Source organism: Streptomyces griseus subsp. griseus (assembly GCF_000720255.1).
GTDB classification, from domain to species: domain Bacteria; phylum Actinomycetota; class Actinomycetes; order Streptomycetales; family Streptomycetaceae; genus Streptomyces; species Streptomyces griseus_I.
Genome location: NZ_JOJE01000001.1, coordinates 531371 through 557306 on the forward strand (window position 1 = coordinate 531371; position 25936 = coordinate 557306).

21 protein-coding genes are annotated in these 25936 nt (G+C 70.6%); 12 read left to right on the top strand and 9 right to left on the bottom strand.

Annotated features, from left to right (window positions below; genetic code table 11):
* Positions 1-70 precede the first annotated feature (70 nt).
* Positions 71-805, top strand: coding sequence for an RlpA-like double-psi beta-barrel domain-containing protein (locus IG99_RS02435; protein WP_037669108.1), 735 nt, complete (start codon positions 71-73; stop codon positions 803-805).
* Between the two features lie 15 nt (positions 806-820).
* On the opposite strand, the gene IG99_RS02440 is transcribed toward IG99_RS02435, so the two are convergent.
* Positions 821-1678, bottom strand: a complete 858-nt coding sequence (locus IG99_RS02440) for an alpha/beta fold hydrolase (protein ID WP_078947513.1) — start codon at positions 1676-1678, stop codon at positions 821-823.
* Between the two features lie 71 nt (positions 1679-1749).
* Between IG99_RS02440 and IG99_RS02445 the strand changes: the two genes are divergently transcribed.
* The 8 genes from IG99_RS02445 (at position 1750) to IG99_RS02480 (ending at position 11024) form a co-directional block, all read left to right on the top strand.
* A complete protein-coding gene (locus tag IG99_RS02445; protein WP_037669111.1) occupies positions 1750-2211 on the top strand; it encodes a MarR family winged helix-turn-helix transcriptional regulator in 462 nt (153 codons plus the stop codon).
* 189 nt (positions 2212-2400) lie between these two features.
* Positions 2401-3429, top strand: coding sequence for a glutamine synthetase (gene glnII, locus IG99_RS02450; protein ID WP_037669113.1), 1029 nt, complete (start codon positions 2401-2403; stop codon positions 3427-3429).
* A 71-nt stretch (positions 3430-3500) separates the two neighbouring features.
* Positions 3501-5309, top strand: coding sequence for a hypothetical protein (locus tag IG99_RS02455; RefSeq protein ID WP_158973103.1), 1809 nt, complete (start codon positions 3501-3503; stop codon positions 5307-5309).
* A 283-nt stretch (positions 5310-5592) separates the two neighbouring features.
* The gene (locus tag IG99_RS02460; protein WP_037669117.1) at positions 5593-6162 is read left to right on the top strand and encodes a winged helix-turn-helix domain-containing protein; all 570 of its coding nucleotides are present in this window, start codon (positions 5593-5595) and stop codon (positions 6160-6162) included.
* Between the two features lie 64 nt (positions 6163-6226).
* Positions 6227-7264, top strand: a complete 1038-nt coding sequence (locus IG99_RS02465; RefSeq protein ID WP_037669120.1) for an NAD-dependent epimerase/dehydratase family protein — start codon at positions 6227-6229, stop codon at positions 7262-7264.
* 52 nt (positions 7265-7316) lie between these two features.
* Positions 7317-8594 (top strand): sensor histidine kinase, encoded by a 1278-nt coding sequence (locus IG99_RS02470; RefSeq protein ID WP_037669122.1) that lies wholly within the window; start codon positions 7317-7319, stop codon positions 8592-8594.
* On the top strand, positions 8579-9232 hold the full coding sequence (locus IG99_RS02475) for a response regulator transcription factor (RefSeq protein ID WP_037669125.1): 654 nt from the start codon (positions 8579-8581) through the stop codon (positions 9230-9232). The genes IG99_RS02470 and IG99_RS02475 overlap by 16 nt, the downstream gene beginning before the upstream one ends.
* Positions 9233-9428: 196 nt before the next feature.
* Positions 9429-11024: a DUF1996 domain-containing protein gene (locus IG99_RS02480; RefSeq protein ID WP_037669128.1), complete on the top strand. Its 1596-nt coding sequence runs from the start codon at positions 9429-9431 to the stop codon at positions 11022-11024.
* A 91-nt stretch (positions 11025-11115) separates the two neighbouring features.
* Here the strand turns inward: IG99_RS02480 and IG99_RS02485 are convergent, their stop codons facing one another.
* Positions 11116-11544 (bottom strand): hypothetical protein, encoded by a 429-nt coding sequence (locus IG99_RS02485; RefSeq protein ID WP_037669131.1) that lies wholly within the window; start codon positions 11542-11544, stop codon positions 11116-11118.
* A gap of 98 nt (positions 11545-11642) precedes the next feature.
* Here IG99_RS02485 and IG99_RS02490 point away from each other — a divergent pair, with 98 nt between their 5' ends.
* The 3 genes from IG99_RS02490 to IG99_RS02500 all read left to right on the top strand — a co-directional run bounded on the left by IG99_RS02490 (position 11643) and on the right by IG99_RS02500 (position 14871).
* A complete protein-coding gene (locus IG99_RS02490; protein WP_037669133.1) occupies positions 11643-12143 on the top strand; it encodes a tetratricopeptide repeat protein in 501 nt (166 codons plus the stop codon).
* Positions 12144-12192: 49 nt separating this feature from the next.
* Positions 12193-14097, top strand: coding sequence for a hypothetical protein (locus IG99_RS02495; RefSeq protein ID WP_037669135.1), 1905 nt, complete (start codon positions 12193-12195; stop codon positions 14095-14097).
* An 84-nt stretch (positions 14098-14181) separates the two neighbouring features.
* The gene (locus tag IG99_RS02500; RefSeq protein WP_107055799.1) at positions 14182-14871 is read left to right on the top strand and encodes a TetR/AcrR family transcriptional regulator; all 690 of its coding nucleotides are present in this window, start codon (positions 14182-14184) and stop codon (positions 14869-14871) included.
* Positions 14872-14996: 125 nt separating this feature from the next.
* Here IG99_RS02500 and IG99_RS44965 read toward each other — a convergent pair whose 3' ends face one another.
* The 7 genes from IG99_RS44965 to IG99_RS02535 all read right to left on the bottom strand — a co-directional run bounded on the left by IG99_RS44965 (position 14997) and on the right by IG99_RS02535 (position 25887).
* Positions 14997-15329 (bottom strand): type II toxin-antitoxin system PemK/MazF family toxin, encoded by a 333-nt coding sequence (locus IG99_RS44965; RefSeq protein ID WP_078947492.1) that lies wholly within the window; start codon positions 15327-15329, stop codon positions 14997-14999.
* 290 nt (positions 15330-15619) lie between these two features.
* Positions 15620-16723 carry a nucleoside/nucleotide kinase family protein gene (locus IG99_RS02510; protein ID WP_234311732.1) on the bottom strand — a complete coding sequence of 368 codons (1104 nt, stop codon included), beginning with the start codon at positions 16721-16723 and terminating at the stop codon, positions 15620-15622.
* Between the two features lie 515 nt (positions 16724-17238).
* The gene (locus IG99_RS02515; protein ID WP_037669144.1) at positions 17239-17595 is read right to left on the bottom strand and encodes a 5-carboxymethyl-2-hydroxymuconate Delta-isomerase; all 357 of its coding nucleotides are present in this window, start codon (positions 17593-17595) and stop codon (positions 17239-17241) included.
* A gap of 33 nt (positions 17596-17628) precedes the next feature.
* A complete protein-coding gene (pulA, locus tag IG99_RS02520; RefSeq protein ID WP_037669147.1) occupies positions 17629-23031 on the bottom strand; it encodes a pullulanase-type alpha-1,6-glucosidase in 5403 nt (1800 codons plus the stop codon).
* A 581-nt stretch (positions 23032-23612) separates the two neighbouring features.
* Entirely contained in the window at positions 23613-24083 is a 471-nt protein-coding gene (locus tag IG99_RS02525; protein WP_234311733.1) for a hypothetical protein, read from the bottom strand.
* A gap of 21 nt (positions 24084-24104) precedes the next feature.
* Complete coding sequence (locus tag IG99_RS02530) at positions 24105-24374, bottom strand: hypothetical protein (protein ID WP_158973105.1); 270 nt, start codon at positions 24372-24374, stop codon at positions 24105-24107.
* A 196-nt stretch (positions 24375-24570) separates the two neighbouring features.
* Complete coding sequence (locus IG99_RS02535; protein WP_037669626.1) at positions 24571-25887, bottom strand: alpha-amylase; 1317 nt, start codon at positions 25885-25887, stop codon at positions 24571-24573.
* Positions 25888-25936: the final 49 nt, after the last annotated feature.

Here is a 25936-nt window from a genome sequence, read left to right on the forward strand (position 1 = left end):
ACCGCTGAGTAACCTCGTTCGATATCTCGTACATAGCGGCGTACGCTCCCCTACCTCTCAGGAGGCGCGCATGTCGCGCAGGAGAACACTCAGTACGAAGAAGAAGGTCGCGCTCTTCGCCACCGCCGCGGCGGTGGCGGGAGGAGGCGCCTTCGCCATGGCGGCCACGTCGAACGCCGCCCAGCCCCCGCAGACCGCCGCCGAGTCGTCGGTCTGCCAGGGGCTCGCCACGGCCCTCGGGAACAACCAGAAGTTCATCGAGGGCCAGCAGGCGAATCCGGACGCGCAGTCGCAGGCCCGGATCGCCAACCGCGAGGCCGTCATCGCGCAGATCAAGGTCCAGCAGGAGGCGTCGGGGTGCGTCGTTGGGGAGTCGGCTCAGGGCTCCCAGGCGACGCAGCCGACGCAGGGCGGACAACAGGGCGGACAGCAAGGCGGACAGCAGGGCGGACAGCAAGGCGGAGAACAGGCCGGAGAGCAGGCCGGTGACCCCCCGGCCTCCGCTCCCGCCGCCTCCGCGTCGGCCCCCGCGACCGGTGGTGGCGGCGCTGCCTCCGGCCGGCAGGTCTGCAACGGCTCGACCGTCACGCTCTCCGGCGAGGGCGGTGCCCCGGCGGCGTCCAGCAATCAGTTCCCGGCGGGTACGAAGCTGAAGGTCACCAACCTGGACAACGACAAGTCCACGACGGTGGAGGTCACTTCGGTCTCCGGCAGCTGTGTCCTGCTGAACAACGCGGCCTTCGAGCAGGTCCGTGAGCCCGGCAAGTTCCTGATCCGCCGGGCCGTCATCGAGAAGGTGGGGTGAGAACCGGCCGGAGCCTCAACCCGCGAGAAACTCGCTGAGGCGGCGTCCCAGTTCGGGGGGCGCGGCATGCGGCAGCGCGTGATGGGACACGTCGGGAAGGACGTGTGTCCCCACGCGCGGCAGCAGGCCGGCCGCCCGGGTCGCCACTTCGTTCGTGTCATGTGTCCTGCTGTTCCGGGCCAGGAGCAGCAGGACCGGCATGTCGAGACCCCGTAGCGCCTCCGGCGCCGGACGCGGGCCGGTCACCGGCTTCGACGACGGGAATCCCGCGGCCGCCTCCTGGAGGCGTAGCCAGTCGGGGTCCAGGTCCCCTCCCCCGGTCTCCCACTCCAGGAACGCGCGGACGCGGCGCGGCGTGGGCCGAAGCAGCATCGGCAGGGCGTGCAGCAGGTACGCCGGCCTGTATCCGGCGAACACCTGGGTCGGGTCCAGGAGGAACAGACTCCGCACCCGGGTCGGGGCGCGCAGGGCGTGGTGCAGGGCGATCCAGGCGCCGTAGGAGTGCCCGCCGAGGTCGGCGGCCGCGACGCCCAGGCCGTCGAGGACCGCGTCCAGCCAGGCGGTCAGGTCGGCGACCGTACGGGGGTGACGGCCGGCCGCGGGGACGCTCAGCCCCGGGGCGCCGAGCAGGTCGACGGCGTGGATCCGGCGCTCACGGGCGAGGTCGGCCGCCTGGGCGTACCAGGACGCGGAGGTCGCGCCCCCGCCGCCGGGCAGGAGGATCAGCGGGGGCGCGTCGCGCGGACCGCACACGTTGACATACGTCGTGCCGAACGGCGTCGGTACACGCAGCGCCTCCCGGTCGGCGGGCCACTTGGCCATGACCTTGTCGTACGCCATCCGGAATCCGTCGAGGTCGTATGCGTCGCGCATGCTCACCACCATCCCCTATTATCTCGCTGAGCGAGATACTCGCTGAACGTGACGATAGCCGAAGGAGCGCCATGCCGTCCCCGGAACCCGAGATGGAGATCGTCCACCTGCTCCGTGCGGTGACCGTCGAACTCGGTCTGCACAGCGCGCGGTTCGCGAGCCGGCACGGCATGCACCCCACCGACGTGCGCGCTCTGATCGCCCTGATGGACGCCAGGAGGGCGGACGAGGAGATGACCGCCGGGCGGCTCGGCGCGGCGCTCGGGCTGAACTCGGCCGGGACGACGGCGCTGGTCGACCGTCTGGAGCGGGCCGGTCACGTACGGCGAGTGCGCGCCGAGGAGGACCGCCGCAAGGTGCTGATCGAGGTGGACGAGCGGGCCGTGGAGCTCGGCCAGGCCTTCTTCGGACCGTTGATCGGCCGGGTCGTCGAGCTGGTGCGGGGGTACGACGAGCGGGAGGTCGCCGCGATCCGGGGGTTCCTGGGCGAGGTGCGGGAGGCGGCGGGCGAGGCGGACCGGCCGGCGCGGTAGTCCCGGACCCCGCCGGGGCGGCAGTGAGCCGCACCACAGCAACACCAGGTAACACGGGGTTCACACTCGGGCAACGACCGGGAAATCGCCTGTTGACAGGCTCGCGGACGACACCAGCGCGGCGCCCCAGTGCCGCAGCGCCGCAGCACCCGCAATCGCGCCCAGACGCACCCCCGAAGGAAGTGGCCCGTGAGCTTCAAGGCTGAGTACATCTGGATCGACGGCACCGAGCCGACGGCCAAGCTCCGTTCCAAGACGAAGATACTGAGCGACGACGCCAAGGGTGCCGAGCTTCCGATCTGGGGCTTCGACGGGTCCTCCACCAACCAGGCCGAGGGCCACGCCTCGGACTGCGTGCTCAAGCCGGTCTTCTCGTGTCCCGACCCGATCCGCGGCGGCGACGACATCCTCGTCCTGTGCGAGGTCCTGAACATCGACTTCACCCCGCACGCCACGAACACCCGTGCCGCGCTGGCCGAGGTCGCCGAGAGGTTCGCCGCGCAGGAGCCGATCTTCGGCATCGAGCAGGAGTACACGTTCTTCCAGGACGGCTACCCGCTCGGCTTCCCCAAGGGCGGCTTCCCGGCCCCGCAGGGCGGCTACTACTGCGGTGTCGGCGCCGACGAGATCTTCGGCCGTGACGTCGTCGAGGCGCACCTGGACAACTGCCTGAAGGCGGGCCTCGCCATCTCCGGCATCAACGCCGAGGTCATGCCCGGCCAGTGGGAGTTCCAGGTCGGTCCGGTCTCCCCGCTGGAGGTCTCCGACCACCTGTGGGTGGCCCGCTGGCTGCTCTACCGCACCGCCGAGGACTTCGGCGTGGCCGCCACCCTCGACCCCAAGCCGGTCAAGGGCGACTGGAACGGCGCCGGCGCGCACACCAACTTCTCCACCAAGGCGATGCGCGAGACCTACGACGCGATCATCACCGCGGCCGAGTCCCTCGGCGAGGGCTCCAAGCCGCTCGACCACGTCAAGAACTACGGCGCCGGCATCGACGACCGCCTGACCGGTCTGCACGAGACCGCCCCGTGGAACGAGTACTCCTACGGCGTCTCCAACCGCGGTGCCTCGGTCCGTATCCCGTGGCAGGTCGAGAAGGACGGCAAGGGCTACATCGAGGACCGCCGTCCGAACGCCAACGTCGACCCGTACGTGGTGACCCGCCTCCTCGTCGACACCTGCTGCTCCGCCCTGGAGAAGGCCGGCCAGGTCTGATCCACGCCCGCCGTTCCGGAAGGGGCGCCCGCCAGTACGGCGGGGGGCCCCTTTGCGTATCGTGCGCTGTCATGGGGAGCGACGGGGTGGACGGGACCGAGCTGGTGCACGCGTACGGCGAGGCGGAGGACATACCGGGGCTGCTGAGGGCGATGGAGTCCGAGGACCCGGACGTGCGCGAGGCGGCCGTGGAGTGGCTGTGCTCCGCGAGCTGGCGCGAGGACAGCTTCTTCACGGCGACCGCCCGCACGGTGCCCGAGCTGGCCCGGCTCGCCCTGGAGCTGCCCGGCCACCGGGCCGACCTGCTGGATCTGCTCGGCGACCTCGCACACCGGGCCCAGTGGTCCGAGGAGGACGCGCCCGCGCGGCAGGCCGTGGCCGAGGAGCTGCCGTCCCTGCTGCACTTCGCACACGATGCCGACACGGACGTGCGCAGCGCCGTGGTGGTGCTGATCGCCGCATGCGGTCAGGAGTACGCCCTGCCTCACGTGCCCCTGCTGTGGGCCCGGTTCGCCGAGGAGACCGACCCGCTGGTGCGCGGCCGGGTGGTGACGGCGCTGGCGCTGCTGGAGACGGGCGACGGAGGCTGGCGGCGCGACCTGCTGACCGACGCCGAGCCCCGGGTCGCGCTCGCCGCGGCCGAGGACCTGCTGCGCACCGCCGAACTTCCGCTGCCCGACGCGCTGGTGGACCACGGTGTGCGGGCGTATGCGGCGGACCCGCACGAGCCGGAGAGGGCCCTGTGGCCCGCACCCCACAAGGTGTTCACCGACCGGCTGCTGGAGGATCCCGAGGCCGCGCTGCGCGCCACCGCCGGGGGTGTGCCACTCGCCTTCGAGATCGTCGACACATGGCGGGACCGTGAGGCCGACGTGCTCCCCTGGGCCCTGCGCACCATGACGGGCGAGGACTGGGAACTGTCCCGGCTGGCGCAGCTGACCTGCTCGCTGCCGGCTGAGCGGCACGAGCCCGTGCGCGCCCACGTACGGCCGTACCTGACCGCGGACGACCCGGCGGTGCGGGCGGCGGCGATCAGCGCGCTCGCCCGCGCGCATGCGCCGGAGGCGGTCGAGGAGGCCGTACGGCTGGTCGAGGAGCTGCCCGGTCCGTACGTCACCTTCCGTGCCGCCACCGCGGTGGCCGAGGAGTTCGGGGCGGAGGCACTGCCCGTGGCGCGGGCGGTGGCCCGGCGGCTCGACCAGGGTTCGTACTACCTGCTCGAGGTGCTGAAGCTGTACCCGGAGGTGGCGTTGGAGGTCATCGAGGAGCTCACCGAGCTGCTGGCGCGCACGGGCACCGGATACCCGCCGGTCGCCGTGGCCGTGCTGCACGAGCTGGGCCCGGCCGCCGGTGACCTGGCCGAGCGGGCGCTGCTGGCCTGTGTGACCGAACGCGCCCACTCCTCGGTCTCGGCGGTCGCCGCGGTAGCTCTCCACCGGATCAGCGGCGACCCCGGCCCGGCTCTGTCCTTCTTCCGGGAGGAGCTGAGCGCCGGGTTCTCGGGGGTGACGGACTGGGCGAGCCAACTGGGCCCCGCCGCGGAGCCGTTGCTGCCGTTCATCGAGCCGCTCCTCGCCGGCGGCTCGGAGGTCGCCGCCACGGCCGTCTGGCGCATCACCGGCAGGACGGAGGACACCCTGGAACCCCTGGCCCGGGGAGCGCTCAGGTGCGAGAGGTTGTACGGGAGCCTGCCCCACCCGCTCACGACCCTCACGGAGATGGGACTCGTCCCCCGCTTCGCCGTCGACCCGCTGCGACAGGCGGCCGAGTCACCGACGCGGGTCCTGAAGGACCTCATGTGCGGCGAGGCCCTGCACCCCGACTACGTCCTGCGGAACGCCGTCCGGAAGCTGCTGGAGACGGCCCGCGTCGTGGAGTGACGCCGGATTCCGGTCAAGGAAGCGTCCACGCTGTGAGAGGAGGGTCCTCTCCCCGGCCCGGGTCTGCTTCAATGGCTTCATGGCCAGCTACCAGAAGTGCAACGCGACGGGTCGCCGTGACCTCGAGCCCTTCTGGCCGTCCCGTCAGCAGCACGACTTCGACCGGGTGTGTTGTCGCGCGATGAACGCGCCGGCCCTCTAAAGCCGCTCACCCCGGCCTTCGGCCCGCGCGCAACGACGTACGTCCCCCCGACGACCTCTCGCGCGAAAGAGCTGACCTCTCATGGCGACCACTCGTTCTCTGTCCTCCGCCACCGCTCCCTCCGTCCTCGGCGCACGCCACCGGCTGCGCGCCGTCGACCGGGACGAGGTGGTCGACGTCACGGACTTCCTGCCGCCCGGCGCCACCTGGCTGCCGGCGCCCCAGCACACCCTGCCCACGCTGCCGGGCCGGCCGCCGATGATCGGCTACCTGGTGCTCGTCCCGGCCGACCAGCAGCCGCCGTTCCTGCCGGTGGCGGTGCCGGACCAGCCGCGCTCGGACGACACCGCCGGTGGTGACCCCCTCGTGCGGATCGACTCCGTGCAGCGCACCGCCGAGGTGGCCGGGCGCCGACTCGACCTCACCTACCTGGAGTTCGAGCTGCTCGCCCACCTCGTCGCGCACCCCCACCGGGTGCACACCCGCGACCAGCTGGTCGGCACGGTGTGGGGCTACGGCCACGTGGGCGACGGCCGCACCGTCGACGTCCACGTCGCGCGGCTGCGCCGCAAGCTGGGCGCCGAGCACCGCCAGGCGATCCAGACGGTGCGCCGGGTCGGGTACAAGTACACCCCGCCCGTCGGGCGCTGACCCGCGCTCTGCCCTCAGCAGACAGTCGTTCCCTCCCGCCGCCACGCCGGGCAGAGTCACCCGCATGAGACTTCTTGTGCTGGGGGGAACGGAGTTCGCGGGACGGGCCGTCGTGGAGGCGGCGCTGGGGCGCGGTTGGGACGTGACGGTCTTCAACAGAGGCCGGCACGATCCCGTCCCGGGCGCTCGGGTGCTGACCGGCGACCGCACGGCGTCCGACGGACTCGCCGCGCTGGCCGGGCACGAGGGTGAGTGGGACGCCGTCGTCGACACCTGGTCGTCGGAGCCGGTGGCGGTCGACCGCACCGCGCGGCTGCTGCGGGGCCGCGCGCGGCGGTACGTGTACGTGTCGAGCTGCTCGGTGTACGCCTGGGCGCCGCCCGCCGGGTACACCGAGGACGCGCCCCTCGTCGAGGGCGCCGAGCCCGGCGCCGGCCATACCGACTACCTCCGGGACAAGCGGGGCGGCGAGCTGGCCGCCGTGGCGGCGTTCGGGGCGGACCGCTCCGTGCTCGTGCGGGCCGGGCTGATCCTCGGCCCGCACGAGAACGTCGGACGGCTGCCGTGGTGGCTGACCCGGACCGCCCGGGGCGGGCCGGTCCTGGCCCCCGGCCCGCGCGATCTGCCCCTGCAGTACGTCGACGTCCGCGACCTCGCCGAGTGGATCCTCGGGGCGGTCGAGCAGGAGCTGAGCGGCCCCTTCAACCTGATGAGCCCCCAAGGACACAGCACCATGGGCGAGTTGCTGGACGCGGTCGTGCGGGTCACCGGGGCCGATGCCGAGCTGCGCTGGGTGGAGCCGCAGGTGATCCTCGACGCGGGCATCGAACCGTGGACACAGCTGCCCGTGTGGGTGCCGCCGGGCACCGACATGCACGACGCGCTGCACGCGGCCGACGTCTCCCGGGCGGTGGCGACGGGGCTGGAGTGCCGTCCCGTCGCCGATACCGTGGCCGACACCTGGGCGTGGCTGCGGGAGATCGGCGGAACGGCGCCCCAGCGGCCGGACCGGACGAGAAAGGGCCTCGATGCGGAGGTGGAGGCGAAGGTCCTCGCGGTGGTGGAAGGTGCGGCCGGGGGTGTACTTGGCACCACCCCCTGACCGGGGTTCTCGGCCCCGTGACCGCCGGTGCCCGCTCGGCCAGACTGACGCCATGACCATCGAGACGAAGAACGGCAGCAGTCGGGCGAGGGTGCGGGCCATGGTGCTCGCGGCGGCGCGGGGACTCGGACTGGCCGTGGTGTCACTGCCGTTGGCCGTCCTGTGCTTCACCCTCACCGCCGTGTCCATCGCGCTGATACCGATCGGCGTCGGGATCGTCACCACGCCGTACGTGCTCACGGGGGTGCGCGCGTTCGCCGACTGGCGGCGGAGCCTGGCGGCCCGGTGGTGCGGGGTGCGGATCCCGTCGGCGTACCGGCCGGTCCCGAAGGGTGCCAACCCCTGGGCGCGCACCTTCGGGATGCTGCGGGACCCCGCGACCTGGCGGGATCTGCGCTGGCTGCCGGTGGACATGACGGCGGGTTTCCTCACCGCGCTGGTGCCCGCGGTGCTGCTGGTCTACGCGGTGGAGGGGTTCGTGCTGGCGGCGGGCCTGTGGCGGGTGTACGCGGACGCCGACGACGGGTACTGGTACGCGTTCGTGCCGGTGAGCGATCAGGCGTCGGCCTTCGGCGCGGCCGCCCTGGGCGCCGTGTTCCTGGTGCTCGGCCACTTCTACACCCCGAGCCTGCTGCACGCCCACTTCGGGCTCACCCGGGCGGTCCTCACCGCGGGCCAGGACGAACTCGCCGAGCGGGTGCGGGTGCTCACCGAGACCCGGCGGGACGCGGTCGACACCTCCGCCGCCGAACTGCGCCGCATCGAGCGGGACCTGCACGACGGGGCGCAGGCCCGGCTGGTCGCCATGGGCATGGACCTCGGGACCATCGAGACGCTCCTCGAGAAGGACCCGCAGCAGGCCAAGCAGCTGCTCGCGCACGCCCGCCAGTCCTCAGCCGACGCCCTCGCCGAACTGCGCGACCTGGTGCGCGGTATCCATCCGCCGGTGCTCGCCGAGCGCGGACTCGGGGATGCCGTACGGGCGTTGGCGCTGCGCCTGCCGGTCGCCACGGAGGTGGAGGTGGACCTCGGCGGCGGACGCGCGGACGCGCCGGTGGAGTCGGCGGCCTATTTCGCGGTGAGTGAGGTGCTCACCAATGCCGCCAAGCACTCCGGCGGTGACCGGATCTGGGTGGATCTGCACCACGACGACGGCCGACTGCGGTTGTCGGTCACCGATAACGGCCGGGGTGGCGCGGTGATCGGGGCCGGTTCGGGCCTGGCCGGGGTCGAGCGGCGGCTCGGTACATTCGACGGCGTCCTGGCCGTCAGCTCGCCCGCCGGCGGTCCCACCATGGTGACCATGGAGATCCCTTGCGCGTTGTCCTAGCCGAAGACCTGTTCCTGCTGCGCGACGGACTGGTCCGGCTGCTGCAGGCCCACGACTTCGAGATCGCGGCCGCCGTCGAGAGCGGCCCCGAGCTCGACCGGGCCCTGGCCGAGCACCGGCCCGACGTGGCGGTGGTGGACGTACGCCTTCCGCCCACGCACACCGACGAGGGCCTGCAGTGCGCGCTGCGGGCCCGTCGGGAGAGACCCGGCCTTCCGGTGCTGGTGCTGTCCCAGCACGTGGAGCAGCTGTACGCGCGTGAGCTGCTCGCCGACGGCAGCGGCGGGGTGGGGTATCTGCTGAAGGACCGGGTGTTCGACGCCGAGCAGTTCGTGGACGCCGTCCGGCGGGTGGCGGCGGGCGGCACGGCGATGGACCCGCAGGTGATCCAGCAGCTGCTGGCCCGGCGGTCGGGCCGGGCTCAGCCGCTGGACCGGCTGACGCCCCGGGAGCTGGAGGTGCTGGAGCTGATGGCGCAGGGCCGGTCCAACGCGGCGATCGCGGGCCGGCTCGTCGTCACGGAACGGGCCATCGCCAAACACACCGCCAACATCTTCAACAAACTGGGACTCGAGATCTCGGACGATGACAATCGGCGCGTGCTGGCCGTGCTCGCACACCTGAACCGCGACCGTTGACCCGAAAATCTTCACACCCCAACCACCAGCGCCGACGCAGCAGTTGGGGAGGAAATGTCGCGCCCCTCGAGTCACCGTTCTCTCATCAATTTGTGAGACGGCTGAACACCCCTGGGGCGGAGTGCGTATGAAAGAGCGCCGCTTCACTCCTGTCGGGCGCCTCGATGCTGCCCCGCAAGGAAGTCAGAGGAGTTCCATGGGACGCAACATACGTAAACGCCGTTCGTCGATGGCCACGAAGGCCGTGGCAGCATCGGCGGCCCTAGCGCTCGGTGGGGGCGGGCTGATCTGGGCGAACTTCTACGCTTCGGCTCACGAGCCCAACAACTCGGCGCAGAATCAGACCAAGGCCGCCGCCGCCCAGGTGGCGACCATCGCCTGCCCGGACGTGGGCCAGAAGCTCACGAACGTGCCGGGCGCGGCGCGCAATGGCGTGGCCAAGGAGCTGGCGCTCCTCGACAAGCAGATCACCGAGGCCTACGCCCGGCTCGCCTCGACGCGCCAGGCCCAGGCGGGCGACGCCGGCTTCGTCCAGAACGCGATCGTCGGCCCCCTCAAGGACAAGCGGGCCGCGACGATCGACCGTATCCGGATCGACATCCAGCGCGTCGGGGGCAGCTTCAACAACCAGCTGAGCCAGCTCGCCGCCTGCACCACGCAGACCGCGGCCCCGCAGACCAACGCCGGTCAGCAGAACGGCGGGCAGCAGAACGGCGGGCAGCAGCAGAACGGCGGGCAGCAGCAGGGCGGCCAGCAGCAGAACGGCGGGCAGCAGCAGAACGGTGGCCAGCAGCAGGGCGGCCAGAACAACGGCGGCCAGCAGCAGGGCGGGCAGCAGGGCAACGGCGGTCAGGGCGGCAACGGCCCGGTCGCGGCGGACTTCGTGGACATCACGAAGGTCCAGGGCAACGCCCAGCTCGGCGTCGGCCAGAACGGCCTCGCCGCGAACGGCAACAGCGGTTCGCGCGGCACGTTCACCTCGAACTGCGGCACCAACGGCAACGACAACCACAACACGGACAACGTGATCGTCGCCCCCGGTGTCACCAACGGCGCGCACCACCTGCACGACTACGTCGGTAACCAGAACAACAACGCCTTCGCGAGCGACCAGCAGCTCGCGGGTGCCGGCACCAGCTGCCAGAACCAGGGCGACAAGTCGTCGTACTTCTGGCCGGTGCTTCGCCTCCAGAACGGTCAGCAGGACTTCGACCAGAACAAGGACGGCGGCGGCAAGGAAGGCAATGTCGGCCAGATCCTCCAGCCGGCCCAGGCCCAGCTGAAGTTCGTCGGCAACAAGAAGGGCAACGTCGTCGCGATGCCGCAGGCCCTGCGCATCATCACCGGTGACGCGAAGGCCTTCGTCAACGGCAACGCCAACGCCAACGTGAACTGGAGCTGCACCGGCTTCGAGAACAAGGTGCAGCTGAAGGACAAGTACCCGATCTGCCCGCAGGGCAGCCAGGTCGTCCGCACGTCCAACTTCCAGAGCTGCTGGGACGGCAAGAACATCGACAGCGCCAACCACCGTACGCACGTGGCGTTCGTCCAGGGCGACGGCAGCTGCGCCAACGGTTTCAAGGCGATCCCCCAGCTCCAGGTCCGGCTCACCTACAACGTTCCGGCCCCGAAGCTCCAGAACGGCCAGGTCGTGAACCCGTACGCGGTGGACACCTTCCCGGAGAACCTGCACAAGCCGATCACCGACCACAACGACTTCATCAACTTCTTCAGCGCGAACACGATGAACCAGATGGTCAACTGCATCAACACCGGCAAGCAGTGCAAGTGAGCCACCCCCGGGTGAGCCACGGCAGCTGAGCCACTGAGAAAGCCGGCGGTGAGGATTCCTCACCGCCGGCTTTCTCGTGTGTCGCGCTGTGTCAGTGACTGGAGTGCGACCCCCCGTGCGCGGTGTGGTCGGCGCCCTCCTCGATGTCACCGCCGAGCGTCTTGCGCAGCGCCACCACCGTCTTGGTCTCGCCCACGGCCACCCACTTGCGGCCCACCAGGTAGTGGCCGCCGTAGTCCTTGGCACCGTTGATCCACTCGCGCTGGCCGCGGTCGGTGGCGAAGGTGGCCAGGATGAACTGGCCGTCGCCGTTCTTGCAGATGGCCTGGCGGATCTCGTCCGCGTCGGTCTGCATGTTCGGCGTGCACTTCACCTCGGCGGCCAGGTGCTCCAGGCTGCCGGTGGCCGCCGACGGGACGGCCTTCGTTTCTCCGTCGGAGCCGGAGCCGGAGCCGCAGCCCGCCAGCGCCAGCACCAGCACGGCGCCGCCCAGCGCGAGCATCGGTCGGGTCACCTTCATCTGTCCTCCCTGCGAGAGCCTCGTCCTGGATACGGCTCCCGGGTGCGGACCGCTCAAAATACCGGTCGCCACGGGCACACCCGTGCGAAAGTGACCTGGTGAACCAAGACTGGGAAGACCGAGTGACGGCCGCCTGGGCCACCTTCGACGACTACGCCGAGGAGGACGCGGCGGCCTTCCGGGCCGTGATCGACGCCCTCGTCGCCGAACTGCCCGAGGACAGCCCCCTCGGCCCGTTCGAGCAGGCGTGCGCATGGGACTCGACGGGCCACTCGGACAAGGCGGCCCCGCTCTACCGGGAGGCGCTGGCGCGCGGCCTGAGCGGATACAAGGGCCGGCGCGCCAAGATCCAGCTGTCGAGCTCGCTGCGGAACATCGGACAGGCCGAGGAGGGCGTCAAGCTGCTGACGCCCGAACTGGACGCCCCGTCCGACGAGTTGGACGACGCGGTACGCGCCACCCTCGCCCTGTGCCTGTCGAGCCTGGGCCGTGACCGCGAGGGTCTGTCCCTGGTGCTGGGCGCCCTGGCACCGCATCTGCCGCGCTACCAGCGGTCCATGGCGAACTACGCGCGGGCGCTGGTTGAACCGGACGGGTGAGTCGTCCGGAGAGCGGTGACCATCCCCCGATGCGCTCGTTCTGCTGAACGTGCAGTCACAGGATGTCGCCCAGCACCCCTCCCCCACGCTCTCCGCCTCGCTCGAACAGGCCGAGGCCGCGCTCGTCGAGCACTATCCACGGCTGGTCCGGATCGCGTACCTCGTGCTGCCGCCGAGGCTCGGCCGGAGCCGGCGCGTTCTGACCGCCCACGCCCTCGTCCAGCGTGCGCTGCCCCGCGGCAGGGCCTCCGCGCCCGTGATCCCCGCGCAGACCAAGGGCGCCGACGCCGGCTACTCCTACGTCCGCCTCCAGGTGCTGCGCACGGCACTGGAGGCCGGCCTGCCGCTGAGGTTCGGGGTCCGGCCCAGGCGCTCCCAGCTGCCGCCGCTGCTGCCCCAGGTGTGGGGCCTGCGCCTCTTCCCCCGCTCGGGCGGCGCCGACGAACTCGCCCTGGACCAGCGGCTGTCCACGCTCAGCCACCCGGCCAGGGCCGCGTACGTGCTGCGCGGGCTGGAGAAGCTGCCGGACGGCGACGTCCGCAAGGTGCTGGCCGCCGCCGGCGTCGACGATCCGGAAGCCGCACTGCGGGAGGCGGACGAGGTCGACACCCTCTACGCGCTGCTCGACTCCCCCGAGTTCGACCCCTGCTCGCTGCAGGCCCGGCCCACCGATCTGATGCGGCGCAGGCGGCACACGAAGGCAGCGCTCGCCGCCGCCGCGGCCCTCGCCGTGTGCGGCGCGCTGTTCGTCCTGCCCGGTGAGGGCTCGGGCCCCGACGGCGCCGCCGCGCCGCCGTACGCGCGGAACCCCGCGGCCGAAGCCGCCCTGGACCCGGGCAGGTTGACCCGGGTCGCCCCCACCGCCTGGCGCACCGCCACCCGCAGGGACTTCTCCGTGTGGCCGGCGCGCGGCGCCCTCGCCGGCGACACGGCGCTCCTGCGCCGCGCGCTCGCCGTCTGGGCGCGCCCCGGCAAGACCGTCAGCGTCGCGGCGACCCCGGGCACCCGGTCCGGCGGCCCCGCCGGACCGCCCCAGCTGCTGTACGCGGGCGACGTGGACAACGTGCGCGTGGTGATCCTCCACGACGGTCTGCGCATCGTCCGGTACGCCGAGGCGAAGGACGGCACGGCCAGGGCCGCCCTCGACTTCGCGCGGGCCGACGGCGCGACCGGCGCCGAGGCGAGCGCGGTGGTCCTGGGGCGGGCCGACGGCAACGTCCGCTACCTGGTGGCGCCGTGGGTGAGGAAGGCGGCCGAGCGGGACCTGGCCAAGCCGGGCGCCGGTGCGATGGCCCTGACGGTGACCAAGGGGACGACCTCGCCGCTGGCCAGCCCGGCGACCCGGACGAGCGCGTGTACGTCGTGGAACGTGCTCCAGGTGACCGACGCCTCCGGCACGCGGCTGCTGAGCGACCTGGGCGAGCTGCTGCCCGCCCGCCTTTCCACGGGGCGGCCGGGGAAGGCGCGGGAGGTGAGCGGGGCGCAGGCGCTGCGTGCCTGGGCCCCGTTCGCCTGCTCGCTGGCGGAAGCACGTGGCCTGGGCGTGCGGTCGGTGAACGCCTGGCAGTACGCGAAGCAGCCACTGCCCGACGGGACCGGCTCCGGTACGTGGGTGTGCACGCGGGCCGAGACGTGGCGGGGTGACGGGCCACGGGCGCTGGCGCAGTTCCGGACGCCCGGCGCCACGTACGGGGCGGTGGTGGCGAAGGCCGGGGACGTCCCGGCGTGCGGGCCACGTGATCCGCATGTGCTGGCCGGGGTGTTGTGGAAGTCGGCGGACGCCCACTGGTACCTGCTCGCCGCGGGCAGCAAGGGCACGGCGTCCATCAGGGCGACGGGCGGCGTGACCGCGTCCTCGCCGGGCCGCTTGCTGGTGGCGAAGGCGCGGCGGGGGGCCCAGGCCGAGCTGCAGGGCAGGTTGACGGACGGCGCGTCGGTCGACGGGCTGGGCTAGAAGTGACCGGTGGGCGCCGGGCATGTGAATACCCCTGGCCGATCCGGTCCGTTCGCGGCCGGATCCGATCGGTAGAGTGTTCGCATGACTACCGGTGTTCGCCGTCGCATGGGAGTCGAGGAGCGGCGGCAGCAGTTGATCGGCGTCGCCCTCGAACTCTTCAGCCGGCGTTCGCCCGACGAGGTCTCCATCGACGAGATAGCGTCGGCCGCGGGCATCTCGCGCCCGCTCGTCTACCACTACTTTCCCGGCAAACTCAGCCTGTACGAGGCCGCGTTGCAGCGTGCCTCGGAGGATCTGGCCGGGCGGTTCGCGGAGCCGAAGGTGGGCCCGCTGGGCGTGCGACTGCTGCGGGTGATGCACCGGTACTTCGACTTCGTCGACGAGCACGGCCCCGGTTTCGCGGCACTGATGCGCGGCGGACCGGCGGTCGGCTCCTCCACCACCAACGCCCTCGTGGACTCCGTGCGCCAGGCCGCGTATGTCCAGATCCTTTCGCATCTGGACATCGCCGATCCGCCCCCGCGGCTGGAACTGGTCGTCCGTTCCTGGATCTCGCTCGCCGAGGCGACCGCGCTGATCTGGCTCGACGGCCGACGCATCCCGCGCGCCGAACTGGAGGCGCAGCTCGTGCACGACTTCGCCGCGCTCGCCGCGGTCAGCGCCGCCTATGACGAGGAGATGAGCGCGATCCTGCGCGGCATGCTCAAGGACGAGCCGGCCGACGGTCCGTTCCGCGAACTCGTCGGCCGGCTGGTCGCCCTGGCGTCCTAGTACTCCAGTCGCCACAGCGCTTAGTTCGTGATCTTGTGAGTGGGGGCGCCGCTGATATGGCGCGGCCACCATTGACCATCTCGACGAGACCGGCCGCGCCATCGGCGGCGTCCCTCCCTCTCTGCCTACTTGAGTCCACCGCGACGAAGGGCATCCTCGATCTCGCTGAGCTTCGCGGACGGCAGGACGCCCACCTGCCCGATCAGGTCTTCCCTGGCCAGGGTGACCAGCCAAGTGCAAGGGATGAGGTCGGGACGTGGAAGTGCGACTCTCAGGACGCCTTCGAGAGGCAGTCCTTCGGGGGCACCTACTGCCACCTCAACGGCCACGCCGCTGAGATCGGTGCCCGCGGGAGCGACGACCTGCATCGCCAAGAAACCGGACGCCTCTTCTCCCGACAGCAGTACGACTGCCCGCTGCTCGTTGAAATCTGCCCACCAGACTTCGCCACGTCGCATTTGTCCTCCTGATACGGGACGGCGCGCCTGCGTCACCCCTTCGACCGCCGCCTACTCCAGGCACAGATCGTAATGTTGACTGGTCAGGGCCTGTCAGAAGACGGCTGCGGCCGCCGATGATCATCGTGAGCTGTGTGGACAAGCTCATGACCAGGCGAATCACCCGCCGAAACTCCCGCAGAAGCGGACAGCCGACCTCCCGCGAAGCCCACCGGGATTGATCGTTCTCAAGGGCACGGTCAGCCCCTCGGCCCGGAGCGCTCCAAAGCCCGTCAACTTGGACGAAATCACTAGGTGCACAGCTTTGACATCGCGGCATCGGCGGTGATCGCATCGGCTACCTGTTCGACGGTATGTCCGTCGGTGTCGATACGCATATCACCGATCCCGGCATCTTCCAGGCTGGCGGCCGATGCCACCGCCTGGTCGGCGACGTGGAGCAGGCGGGTGACGGACTGCCCCCGTAACGGGTCGCCTGGTTGGGCCCAACTACCGCCTTGTCCACGGGACATGATGCGTTCCGTCAGGTGCTGCCGTCCGGCGTGCAGTCGGCACAGCGTGAGCTCGGCCGCAGGCATCGCGTCGGAGTACGCCTTGACCGTGGCCTCGTCCTCGACCGGGCCGGACATGATCAAGCACTGGGCCCCGGCCGCACGGTAAGTCCGCCACACGGCGGCCAGGTTGCGGGCCTTGACCCGGTGGTTGGCGGGATCATCCGGAACCGGGCGGCAGAAGCCGAGCTGGTCGAGGTCGAGATACGCGGCGGTGGCACCAGCGCCCAGGACTCTTTTGTAGACCTCGAAGCCGACCGTCGACTTGCCGACGCCGGTCGCGCCGCACAGCCACAGAACCGGAAGATCAGCGGAAGGCTCCGCCTGTGCCAAGGCCGAGTTCCTGCCCGCAGCGGTGACCGCCGACGGCTCAGGCACGTCAGCTGACCGGCCAAGAGCCGAGGCCGGCCATCCACCGGTTCGCTCCCCGACACGCCGCGCCACCTCGTTCACCAGCAATCCGCTGGTGTCGACACAGGCATCCGCGAAGGTGCTCGCGTCCAGGGCGTCGGCTACCCGCAGCACCTCATCGACCAACTCAGCAGGACCTCCGCGACCGGTGAACCGCTGCCGAAGCACCTCCCGATCGGCACGCAGGCGGCAGACCGTCACCGCAGCCTGCGGAATCTGGTCGACGTGCACTCCGCAGGCGGGATCGACGACACCCGAAACGATGAGACACCGGGCGCCGGCCGCCCGGAAACCCGCCACCACCGCATCAACGTTGCGTGCCTTTGTACGGTGCCGCCCAGGATCCCCCGCAGGCTCGGGGTAGCAGATCCCCAACTGGTCAATGTCAACGAAACCGCTCTCGATCCCGGCCCGTATGAGGTGGGAGTACATCTCCCAGGCGACCGTGGTCTTACCGACTCCTGGCGGACCGCAGAGCCACAGCACGGGGAACACAGCGCCCCTCACCAGCTTGCCGCCAGATCCGGGCGACGCGCCGTGGGCTCCGCAAGCGCGGGTTCGATGACAGAGACCATGGCCCCGGATTCTCTCCATCGCGCACGTGCTTGTCGACAGATTTTGGCGCGCTCGCGGAACGCCCCACGAGGATCAACAACAGGCACTGACGGACTTCCCGTTCCGCCCCGGCCCTTCCCAGCCGGGGCGGTGCGGTGGCCAATCAGCCCACCCCTTGATCCCCACCGAGAGGACCCCATCGACCATGGCCGGGACCAAGAACGGCCCTTACTCCCACGTCGTTGGGTCGTCGAACATCTACAGCTGGAGTACCAGGGGCTACTCCGGCGGATCATGCCGCAGACGCGGGGTCTGGCCCGCCCACCTGCGTCGATGAGTCACCGCTGCCTTCCTGCGACCTGATCCGCCGGACAGCCCTTAGCCGGTACGCCCTAGATTTCGAACTTCCGGTACGACGGGTCGAGGTCGCGCACCTCGGCGGAGGCGTGCAGCGCCAGCCCCTCCGCCGGCTTCAGATGCTGCCGCAACAGCTCCAGCGCGGTCTCGGTGAGCCGGGCCTTGGTCTCCTCCGTGCGGCCGGCCAGCAGACCGATGTGGATGTGCACGACACCGTGGCCGTCGGTGTCGGGGCCGACCACGGTGTCCTCGGTCGGGCGGAACTGCGTCTTGCAGGCGGGCGGCTTGGCGGCCGCGATCTCGACCGTCGCGGCGTGCAGCGCCTGAGCGAAGCCCGGCCGGTCGAAGTCGTCCGCGAGCCGTGCCGAGTAGTCGACGGTGATCTGCGGCATGGGCACTCCTGTTCTAAGGCAATACGCCTCACCCTAGCTTCGAGGAGTCCGCGTGAACACGGCGACCGTGCGTCCCGGCACCGTGAACGTGCCGGACCCCGCCGCGTACCTCGCGGTCCTGACCACGGTGTCCGCGCCGCCCGCCTGCACCGGGTGCAGCCGGTAGCCGGTGCCGGCGAGCGAGGCGACCCGCTGCTCCTGGGCCGTCGGGGTCGCGTTGAAGACGACGACCAGGTCACCGAGGCGCATGGTGATGACGCCGGGCGTCTCGTCCTTCCCCGACAGCGGGAAGGAGAGCCGGGACTGGACCTGCGGGGCCGTGCCGAGGGAGAAGTCCTTCTCCGTCGTACGGATCCTCAGCAGGTCCCGGTAGGCCGCCGAGGCCCCCTCGATCTGTGCGCAGCCCACCGAGACCGTGCCGAGCAGGGGCCCCGCGTACGGCCACTTGGACGCGTTGTCGGCGGCCATCGGCAGCCCTCGCCCGAAGCCGTTGCCGTCCCGGCAGTCCCAGTGGATCGCGTTGAACCAGTCGCCGCTGTCGAAGGAGTTGCGGTCGAGGGACTTGGAGCGCAGCAGGTCGGTGCCCGCCTGGGAGAGGGACGGCCCCTGCGAGAGGGTCGCCGTGGCCATCGCGAGGACCTGCATCCGGGCCCGGTCGGACGCGCTCACCGAGGCGGGCAGCTTGTAGGCCAGCGCGTCGAACAGCGACTCGTTGTCGTGCGCGTCCGCGTAGGCGAGGGCGTCGCCGGGGGCCTCCGCGTACCCGGCGGGGGCGCCGTTGTAGTCGACCTCGGCGCCGGTGACCTCCTTGCCGTGGGTGTCGGTGAAGCGGTACCGGGCGAGGTTGCCGGAGAGACCGACCTTGATCAGGTCCTGGTAGTGCAGCAGGCGGGCCTTTTGCTCAGCCGAAGTCCCGTTGCCCGTGGAGGAGTTGGACTCGGTGTACAGCCCGGACGCGAAGCCCTGGACGCCGGGGTCCTCGTCGAAGGGGCCACCGCCGCGCACCGCGTCCCGGGCGCGGTCGGAGAAGGTGGCGATGCCGGTGCCGGCCATGTTCTTCTGCGTGGCCTGGACGAACCGGGCGTCGTCGGCGACCTCGCCGAAGTTCCAGCCCTCGCCGTAGAGGATGATCTTCTTGCCGTCGACGCCGTCCTTCTCGGGGGTCAGCGCGTCGAGGGCCTTGCGGACCGCGAGGATGTCGGCCTTCGGGTGGTGGCCCATGAGGTCGAAGCGGAAACCGTCGACCTTGTACTCCCTGGCCCAGGTGACGATGGAGTCGACGACGAGCTTGCCCATCATGGCGTTCTCGGTGGCGGTGTTGGCGCAGCAGGTGCTGTTCGCCACCGAGCCGTCGGGGAGGAGCCGCTGGTAGTAGCCCGGCACGATCCGGTCCAGGACACTGGTGTCCGCCTGGCCGCTCGCCGCGGTGTGGTTGTAGACGACGTCCATGACGACCCTGAGGCCGTCCTCGTTCAGCGCCTTCACCATCTTCCGGAACTCCACGGTGCGCTCCGTGCCGTCGGGGTCGGTGGCGTAGGAGCCCTCGGGGACCGTGTAGTGGTACGGGTCGTACCCCCAGTTGTAGGCGTCCTTCGCGGCGGTCTTCCCGACGCATGCCTGCTGCCGGTCGGATTCGGCCGGGTAGGAGGCCAGGTCGCAGTCCGGGGTCGCCTGGTCGGCCTTCTTCTCGGGGATCGTGACGATGTCGAACGCGGGCAGCAGGTGGACGTAGGAGGTGCCCGACTTCGCCAGCTCCCGCAGGTGCTTCGAGCCGTCGCTGTCCTTGTCGGTGAAGGCGAGGTAGGTGCCGGGGTGCCGGGCGGTCCGGTCCGCGACGGAGAAGTCCCGGATGTGCACCTCCTGGATCTGGGCGTCCCGCAGCGGTACCGCCCGGGGCTTGCGCAGGGCCGCCCAGCCGCTGGGGGCGAGGGACCTGTCGTCGAGGTCGACGACGAGGCTGCGCTCGGAGTTCGCGGTGAGCGCGAGCGAGTACGGGTCGGTGACCTTGTTGGTGACAACCTCGCGGACGCTCGGCGCCCACACCCGGACGATGTAGCGGTAGGGCTTGTTCTTCCAGGACGCGGGGCCGGTGACGGACCAGACGCCGGTGGAGTCGTCGCGCCGCATCGGCACCGTGGAGCCGTCCAGCTCCAGAGACACGCTCCGTGCCGTCGGCGCCCAGACGGCCAACGTGGGACGGCCGTGGCGGAACGTCGGCCCGAGCTCCGCCTTCGTCGCCCCCGGGTACAGATCGTCGAGTACGCCGGCCAACTGCACGCCGGTCGCCGCGAGCACCGCGCCGTTCACTCCCCGCTGGGAGGCGACGACCTGACCGCGCAGCGCCTCGCGCACCCGGTCCCGGTCACGCGGGTCGACGGACCAGGCGGTGTAGTCCCTCAGGTGCGGGAACTTCGTCTTCTGGGCGTCCGTGAGGGTGGTCCTGGACAGTCGCAGCCAGCGCTCGTCGTCGCTGGTCAGGGCACCGTCCTTCACCTCGATCGAGCCGTCGCCGGAGTACAGCAGCTGGGTGGAGACGGCCGCGTCGGAGCCGTTCCAGGCGACGGTGTTCCGGTCGATCCAGACCGCCTTGGAGGTGGCCAGGTCGAGGGCGGCCGCGCTGCCCGAGGGCTGCGGCAGCAGGTACTTCTCCTGGCCGTTCAACAGCCACACCTCGTGGCTGTTCGCCGTGAGGTCCAGCGACTGGTCGGCGGGCAGGTCCTTCTCGTCGCCCTTGTGGATGATGTAGCTGAGACTGGTGGCCCCCTCGGTGAGCGGCACCTCGAAGACCGCGCCATAGCCGTCGGTCCTCACCGGCTTCAGCGGGTTCGACCACTCGGTGGGACTGGCGGCGCCCGTCCAGACGTGCAGTCCCCAGCCGTCGTAGCCGCCGTCGGTGCGGTGGTAGTGCAGGACGGCCTTGCTCCTGTCCTGCTCGGGGTACTCGGGACGCTCGGTCCGTACGGCCTCCTTGCCCTGCTCGATCCACACCTCACCCGTCTCAGTGACGTCGATCGTGCGGTCGGCGGAGACGTCCTTGTCGCCCTGCTTGTCGATGACGAGGAAACCGACGTTCGAGGCGCCCGGCTTCAGCTTGACGTAGGCGAAGGCGCCATAGGCGTCCCGGCCGGCGAAGGGGTGGCTGTCGGGCCAGTTCGTCGACTCACCGTCGGCGAGGTCGCCCCAGGCGTACAGGCCCCAGTCGGCGTAGTCGCCGTCGGTGCGCTTGTAGTGGACGATCGCGTAGTCGCGGGAGGACGCGGTGGGCGTCTCGGGCTCGGGCGGGGTTCCGGTGACGCTCCGCGCGGTCGCGCTCGACGTGCGCCCGGCCGAATCGATCACGACCGCCTTGTAGCGCAGGGCGGTGCCGGCCGGTACGTCCTTGCCGAGGGTCTGCGTGACCTTGTAGGGGGCATGGTCGGCGGAACCCAGGGTGCGCCATGTGCCGTCGCCGACCTGGGCCGCGAAGACGACCCGGTTGAGCTGCCCGCCCTCGACGTCGGCGCTCAGCTCGACGGTGCCGGTGGCGCCGGTGGCGGGCGCCTTGAGGGCGATGGCCGGCTCGGTGGCCGGCTCGGCGAGCCCGCTCGCCGCCTTGAGGACGATCGCGGAACCAGCGGGGACCGTGACGGTGAGCTTCCTGTCGGCGTCGGACGTCAGGGTGTCCTCGCTGCCGTAGATGCCATGGAACGCCATGTCCGCCGAACCGGTCGCGAAGGTCGCCGACTTCCCGTCGTCGGCGTTGTTGAAGGCGACGACGTACTCGCGGCCGGTCTTCGCGTCGGTGCGGGAGAAGGCGTAGACGCCCGCACCGTCCGTCGCGTACCGCTCGGTCTGCACCCCGTCCGCCAGGGCCCGGTTGGCCTTGCGGAGCTTGGCCAGGGCCGCGATCTGCCGGTACAGCGGCGCGCGCGTGTCGTAGGCGTCGCTCGCGTGGGTGCGGTCGGTGCCGATCTCGTCGTCGTCGAGGTAGTCGGCGGTGCGGGAGGCGAACATGGTCTGGCGGGCGTCCTTGTCGCCGCCGGCGCCGGTGAAGCCCTGCTCGTCGCCGTAGTAGACCACCGGGTTGCCGCGGCTGAGGAACATCAGCTCGTTGGCGAGCCGGTCCTTCTTCAGCAATTCGGCGTCGGTCGCCTTCGGGTTGTCCTGGTTCAGGAAGTACCCGATGCGGCCCATGTCGTGGTTGCCGAGGAAGGTGACCTGCTCGTAGGCATTGGCCTTGTCGGTCGTGTACTTGTAGTCGTCGCCGAAGACACTGGCCAGGTTGCGCGCGCCGCCGCCCTGGGAGGCGTACTGCCGGGCCGCCTCCTGGAAGGGGAAGTCGAGGGTGGCGTCGAGGCGGCCCTGGGTGACGTACGGGGAGGTGATGTCCGTGTCGGCGGAGTAGACCTCGCCGAACATGAAGAAGTCGTCGCGCCCGTGCCGGGCCGCGTAGGCGTCCAGAGCGGTCGCCCACTGGGTCCAGAACTCCATGTTCACGTGCTTCGCGGTGTCGATCCGGAAGCCGTCGATGTCGAAGTCCCTGACCCAGCGCTGGTAGATCTTCTCCATCCCGCTGACGACCTCGGGGCGCTCGGTCCACAGGTCGTCGAGGCCGGAGAAGTCTCCGTACGTGGTCGACTCGCCCGCGTAGGTCGAGTCGCCGCGGTTGTGGTACATCGTCGGGTCGTTGAGCCAGGAGGGGACCTTGGCCTTCGACGTGACCTGCGGGGTGCGCGGGAAGGAGCCGGCGTCGACAGCGGGGAACTTCGCTCCGCCGCCCGCGTAGTCGGCGTCGTCGAAGGGCTTCCCGTCCTTCGTCAGATACGGGAAGGCACCCTTGGAGAGGTAGTCGTAGGACTTCTCCTCGTAGTCGACGACGTCCGCGGTGTGGTTGGTGATGACGTCGAAGAAGACCTTCATGCCCTTGGCGTGGGCCTTGGAGATGAGGGTCTCCAGGTCCTTGTCGGTGCCGAAGTGCGAGTCGACCTGGGTGAAGTCGGTGATCCAGTAACCGTGGTAGCCGGCGGAGACGTTGCTGCCCGTCCCCTGCACCGGCCGGTTCTTGAAGATCGGGGCCATCCAGATGGCGGTGGTGCCGAGGCCCTTGATGTAGTCGAGCCGCTTGGTGAGGCCCTTGAGGTCGCCGCCCTGGTAGAAGCCCTTGTCGGTGGGGTCGTAGCCGGTGGACAGGCGCGAACCCGTCAGGCCGCCCTCGTCGTTGGAGGTGTCACCGTTGGCGAAACGGTCCGGCAGGACGAAGTAGAACTGCTCGCGTGTGTCGTCGTGCCGGGCGGGCTCGGCGGCGAGCCGCGCGTCGGACGGCGGGGCGGGCGGGGTGTCGGCCCGGGCGGCGAGGGGCTGGACGAGCGCTGCGGCCAGCGCGGTCACGGTGACCGCGGCGACCCGTCCGGCGTGTGCGGTACGGCGCCTGGACGGCACCGGCCATCTGGGTATCACTGACGTGGACTCCTTGCATGACGGCTCTTGTGGGTCCGACCCCGCGTGACCGTATCGCCGCTGAAACAGTTACAGCAAGAGTCCTGAAAGCAAGAGAAAGAATTTTCAGCAGGCGGAGTTGACGCGGCCTCAGAAGCTGCTCTTGCTGTCCCGGGTGAAGTTGTTCAGTTCGCTGTTCGTCCGGGGCAGATTGTCCCCTCGCCGCGTACGCACCGGGGCAGGTGTCCCAAGGTGTCTTGTCGCTCGCTGTTGTCGGCGTCACCGCCCGACCTGTGACCCACTGCCGCCACCCCCGCCGGGCCCAGAGTGCGCCGCCCTTCTCTACGGCCGGTGCGGCGCAGGAACATCGCTGCGCGGTTCGCGGCGTTGGGGGAGGAGGTGCCGATGAAGCGGTAGCCGGACCGGCTGCGGGTGGAGACACGCGAGGAGTTCGAGGCGCGTCTGAAGCGGGAGACCGCGAAGGCGGCGAAGGAACTGCACAGGCGTGCCGTGGCCGCATAATTCCCCGGCAGAAAACACGAGAGCCCCCGTCATCCTGGTAGCGGAGGCGGGGGCGCTGGGGTGTGCGAGGTCTGGCAGCGTCAGGTCTGGCACTGCGAGGTCGCCGCGCTGGACCAGTTCGACCAGGTGCCCCCCGCCGGCCTCACGTGGACGCGGATCGTGATTTTGACCGGGCCACAGAGGCGAGTGTTCGTGGCGATGGCGATCGGGCCGACCGTGGAACGCCGCTCCACGATGGTCCGGCCGCTGCCCATTTTCATCCAGTCGTCGCCGTCCCCCTGCACGTGGAGGTACGCCTCGTACTCGACCCATGAGGCGTGGGAGCGGGAGTTGGTGAGGAGGGCGTGGGCGGTGATGTCGCGCCACCAGACCTGCCCGTCCTTCCAGCGTTCGGCGGAAATGCAGCCCCGGGCGCCGATGTTCTGCGTCGAGACCCCGCCGCCGCAGGCGACGGCAGCGGCGTGGGCCTGGGCGGGGAAGGCGAGCGCGGTCACGGCGGCTGCCGAGACGAGGGATCCCGTACATTTCATGATCCGGGCAGTTTTCGTCATGGGGGAACCGTATCCGCTCGTTCAGTCGCCCGCCGCGATATCCGGCACCAGGACTGCCACGGTCGCGACCGCCGAGGCGACCGCCGTGCGCGGCACGGCCTCCTCGACCGCCGCCCACAGAGCGCCGACATCCGGGTCCGTCCCTGCCTCTTCGACCAGGTCCAGCTCCTCGGTGAGGATTTTCGACGCCTTCGCCAGGGTGCGGACCCGGCCACTCGTACGCCGGCCGAGCGCGGGGCGTCCAAGGCCGCCGAGTTGTCGGCCGAGCCGGGGCGGCCGGTCAGTGCGCACACGGTGCGCCGGCGGCGGCGCCGTCATCAGGAGCGGGGCATCGCGGGCATGGTCGACGGGCGGCACGCGCCGCGCCGGCCGGTGCACGGCGGGCTCCGGCCGGAAGTCGTGGACGAGTTGCAGCAGTTGATGAGCCAGGCCACGGACGGCTCGACTCGGACGGTCAGCTGCTGCTTCGAGCGTGTCAGCAAGACCGTCAAGGACAAGTACCGTAGATCGCGAGCGCGGTGTCGGCCCCCAGGGTGGCGGTGAACCGGCCGCTGGAGTTCACGCTCACCGCGGTGTTGTTCTGCACGTTGCAGTACGTGCCCGCCGGCAGGGAGGTCTGGTAGGTGCGGGTCAGGCTGCCCGACTCGTGGTTGATGGCCACATAGCCCTTGGCGCCGCGCCCGAAGGCGATCGCGTCGCCGCCGTTGTCCCACCAGTCGGTGACGGACTCGCCGCGGGTGGCGTTGCGGAAGCCGACCATGCGGATGATCTCCGGCCAGGCGTGCTGGCACTTCCAGCCGTCCTGCCAGCAGGCGTTGACCGTTCCGCCGTTGGGCGGGCCCGCGTCCGCGTCGGACCACTCGTAGCCGGAGTTGATGTCCGGGGCGCCGTAGGGCCAGGCCAGCATGAAGACGTTGGCGAGGGTGTAGTTCGCCCCGTCCTTGTAGTCGAGGGTCGACCCGTTGCGCTCGGTGTCGTGGTTGTCGACGAAGACACCGGCGACCGAGCTGTTCAGGTAGCCCCAGCCCGCACCGTAGTTCTTCAGGTAGGCGAGCTTCTCGTTGTTGAACACGCGCTTGAGGTCGTAGGCGTAGCGGAACTCCTGGACGTCCCCGTTGCCCGTGTACTCGGTGGGCTGGACGGCCTCTCCGCTGCCTTGGATGACCTCCTGCTTCCAGTACGCGTTCGGGTTGGTCAGCCGTGACTTGATGGTGGCGAGGTCGGCGCTGTCGATGTGCTTGGCCGCGTCGATGCGGAAGCCGTCGACACCCAGGGTGAGCAGGTCGTTCATGTACCCGGCGATGGTTTCGCGGACGTACTCCTCGCCGGTGTCGAGGTCGGCGAGGCCGACGAGTTCGCAGTGCTGGACGTTCCAACGGTCCTGGTAGTCGCTGACCCGGGAGGTGCAGTCGTCGAAGTCGTAGGAGGAGTACAGGCCCGGGTAGTCGTACTTGGTGTACGACGAGCCTCCGGTGCCGGTGCCACTGCCCGCGGACATGTGGTTGATCACGGTGTCGACCACGACCTTCACACCGGCCGCGTGGCAGGTGTTCACCATGTTCCGGAAGGCCGTACGGTCACCGAGGCGGCCGGCGATCCGGTAGCTCACCGGCTGGTACGACGTCCACCACTGCGGGCCCTGGATGTGCTCGGCGGGCGGGGAGACCTGGACGTAGCCGTAGCCGGCCGGGCCGAGGGTGGTGGTGCACTCCTTGGCGACCGAGGCGAACTTCCACTCGAAGAGGACCGCGGTGACGTCCTCGGTGCCGGGCGGGGAGGCGTGCGCGGCGGTGGCGGGTGCCATGAGGGCCGCCGCGGTGGCGGCGAGCGCGGTCGCGGTGACGGACCATCTC

What these genes read in the sequence shown, in the direction of transcription:
- IG99_RS02435 (WP_037669108.1), top strand. Translation starts at nt 71, where the DNA reads ATGTCGCGCAGGAGAACACTCAGTACGAAGAAGAAGGTCGCGCTCTTC.
- IG99_RS02440 (WP_078947513.1), bottom strand. Translation starts at nt 1,678, where the DNA reads ATGCGCGACGCATACGACCTCGACGGATTCCGGATGGCGTACGACAAG.
- IG99_RS02445 (WP_037669111.1), top strand. Translation starts at nt 1,750, where the DNA reads ATGCCGTCCCCGGAACCCGAGATGGAGATCGTCCACCTGCTCCGTGCG.
- IG99_RS02455 (WP_158973103.1), top strand. Translation starts at nt 3,501, where the DNA reads ATGGGGAGCGACGGGGTGGACGGGACCGAGCTGGTGCACGCGTACGGC.
- IG99_RS02460 (WP_037669117.1), top strand. Translation starts at nt 5,593, where the DNA reads ATGGCGACCACTCGTTCTCTGTCCTCCGCCACCGCTCCCTCCGTCCTC.
- IG99_RS02465 (WP_037669120.1), top strand. Translation starts at nt 6,227, where the DNA reads ATGAGACTTCTTGTGCTGGGGGGAACGGAGTTCGCGGGACGGGCCGTC.
- IG99_RS02470 (WP_037669122.1), top strand. Translation starts at nt 7,317, where the DNA reads ATGACCATCGAGACGAAGAACGGCAGCAGTCGGGCGAGGGTGCGGGCC.
- IG99_RS02480 (WP_037669128.1), top strand. Translation starts at nt 9,429, where the DNA reads ATGGGACGCAACATACGTAAACGCCGTTCGTCGATGGCCACGAAGGCC.
- IG99_RS02485 (WP_037669131.1), bottom strand. Translation starts at nt 11,544, where the DNA reads ATGAAGGTGACCCGACCGATGCTCGCGCTGGGCGGCGCCGTGCTGGTG.
- IG99_RS02500 (WP_107055799.1), top strand. Translation starts at nt 14,182, where the DNA reads ATGACTACCGGTGTTCGCCGTCGCATGGGAGTCGAGGAGCGGCGGCAG.
- IG99_RS44965 (WP_078947492.1), bottom strand. Translation starts at nt 15,329, where the DNA reads ATGCGACGTGGCGAAGTCTGGTGGGCAGATTTCAACGAGCAGCGGGCA.
- IG99_RS02510 (WP_234311732.1), bottom strand. Translation starts at nt 16,723, where the DNA reads ATGTACTCCCACCTCATACGGGCCGGGATCGAGAGCGGTTTCGTTGAC.
- IG99_RS02515 (WP_037669144.1), bottom strand. Translation starts at nt 17,595, where the DNA reads ATGCCGCAGATCACCGTCGACTACTCGGCACGGCTCGCGGACGACTTC.
- IG99_RS02525 (WP_234311733.1), bottom strand. Translation starts at nt 24,083, where the DNA reads ATGACGAAAACTGCCCGGATCATGAAATGTACGGGATCCCTCGTCTCG.
- IG99_RS02535 (WP_037669626.1), bottom strand. Translation starts at nt 25,887, where the DNA reads ATGGCACCCGCCACCGCCGCGCACGCCTCCCCGCCCGGCACCGAGGAC.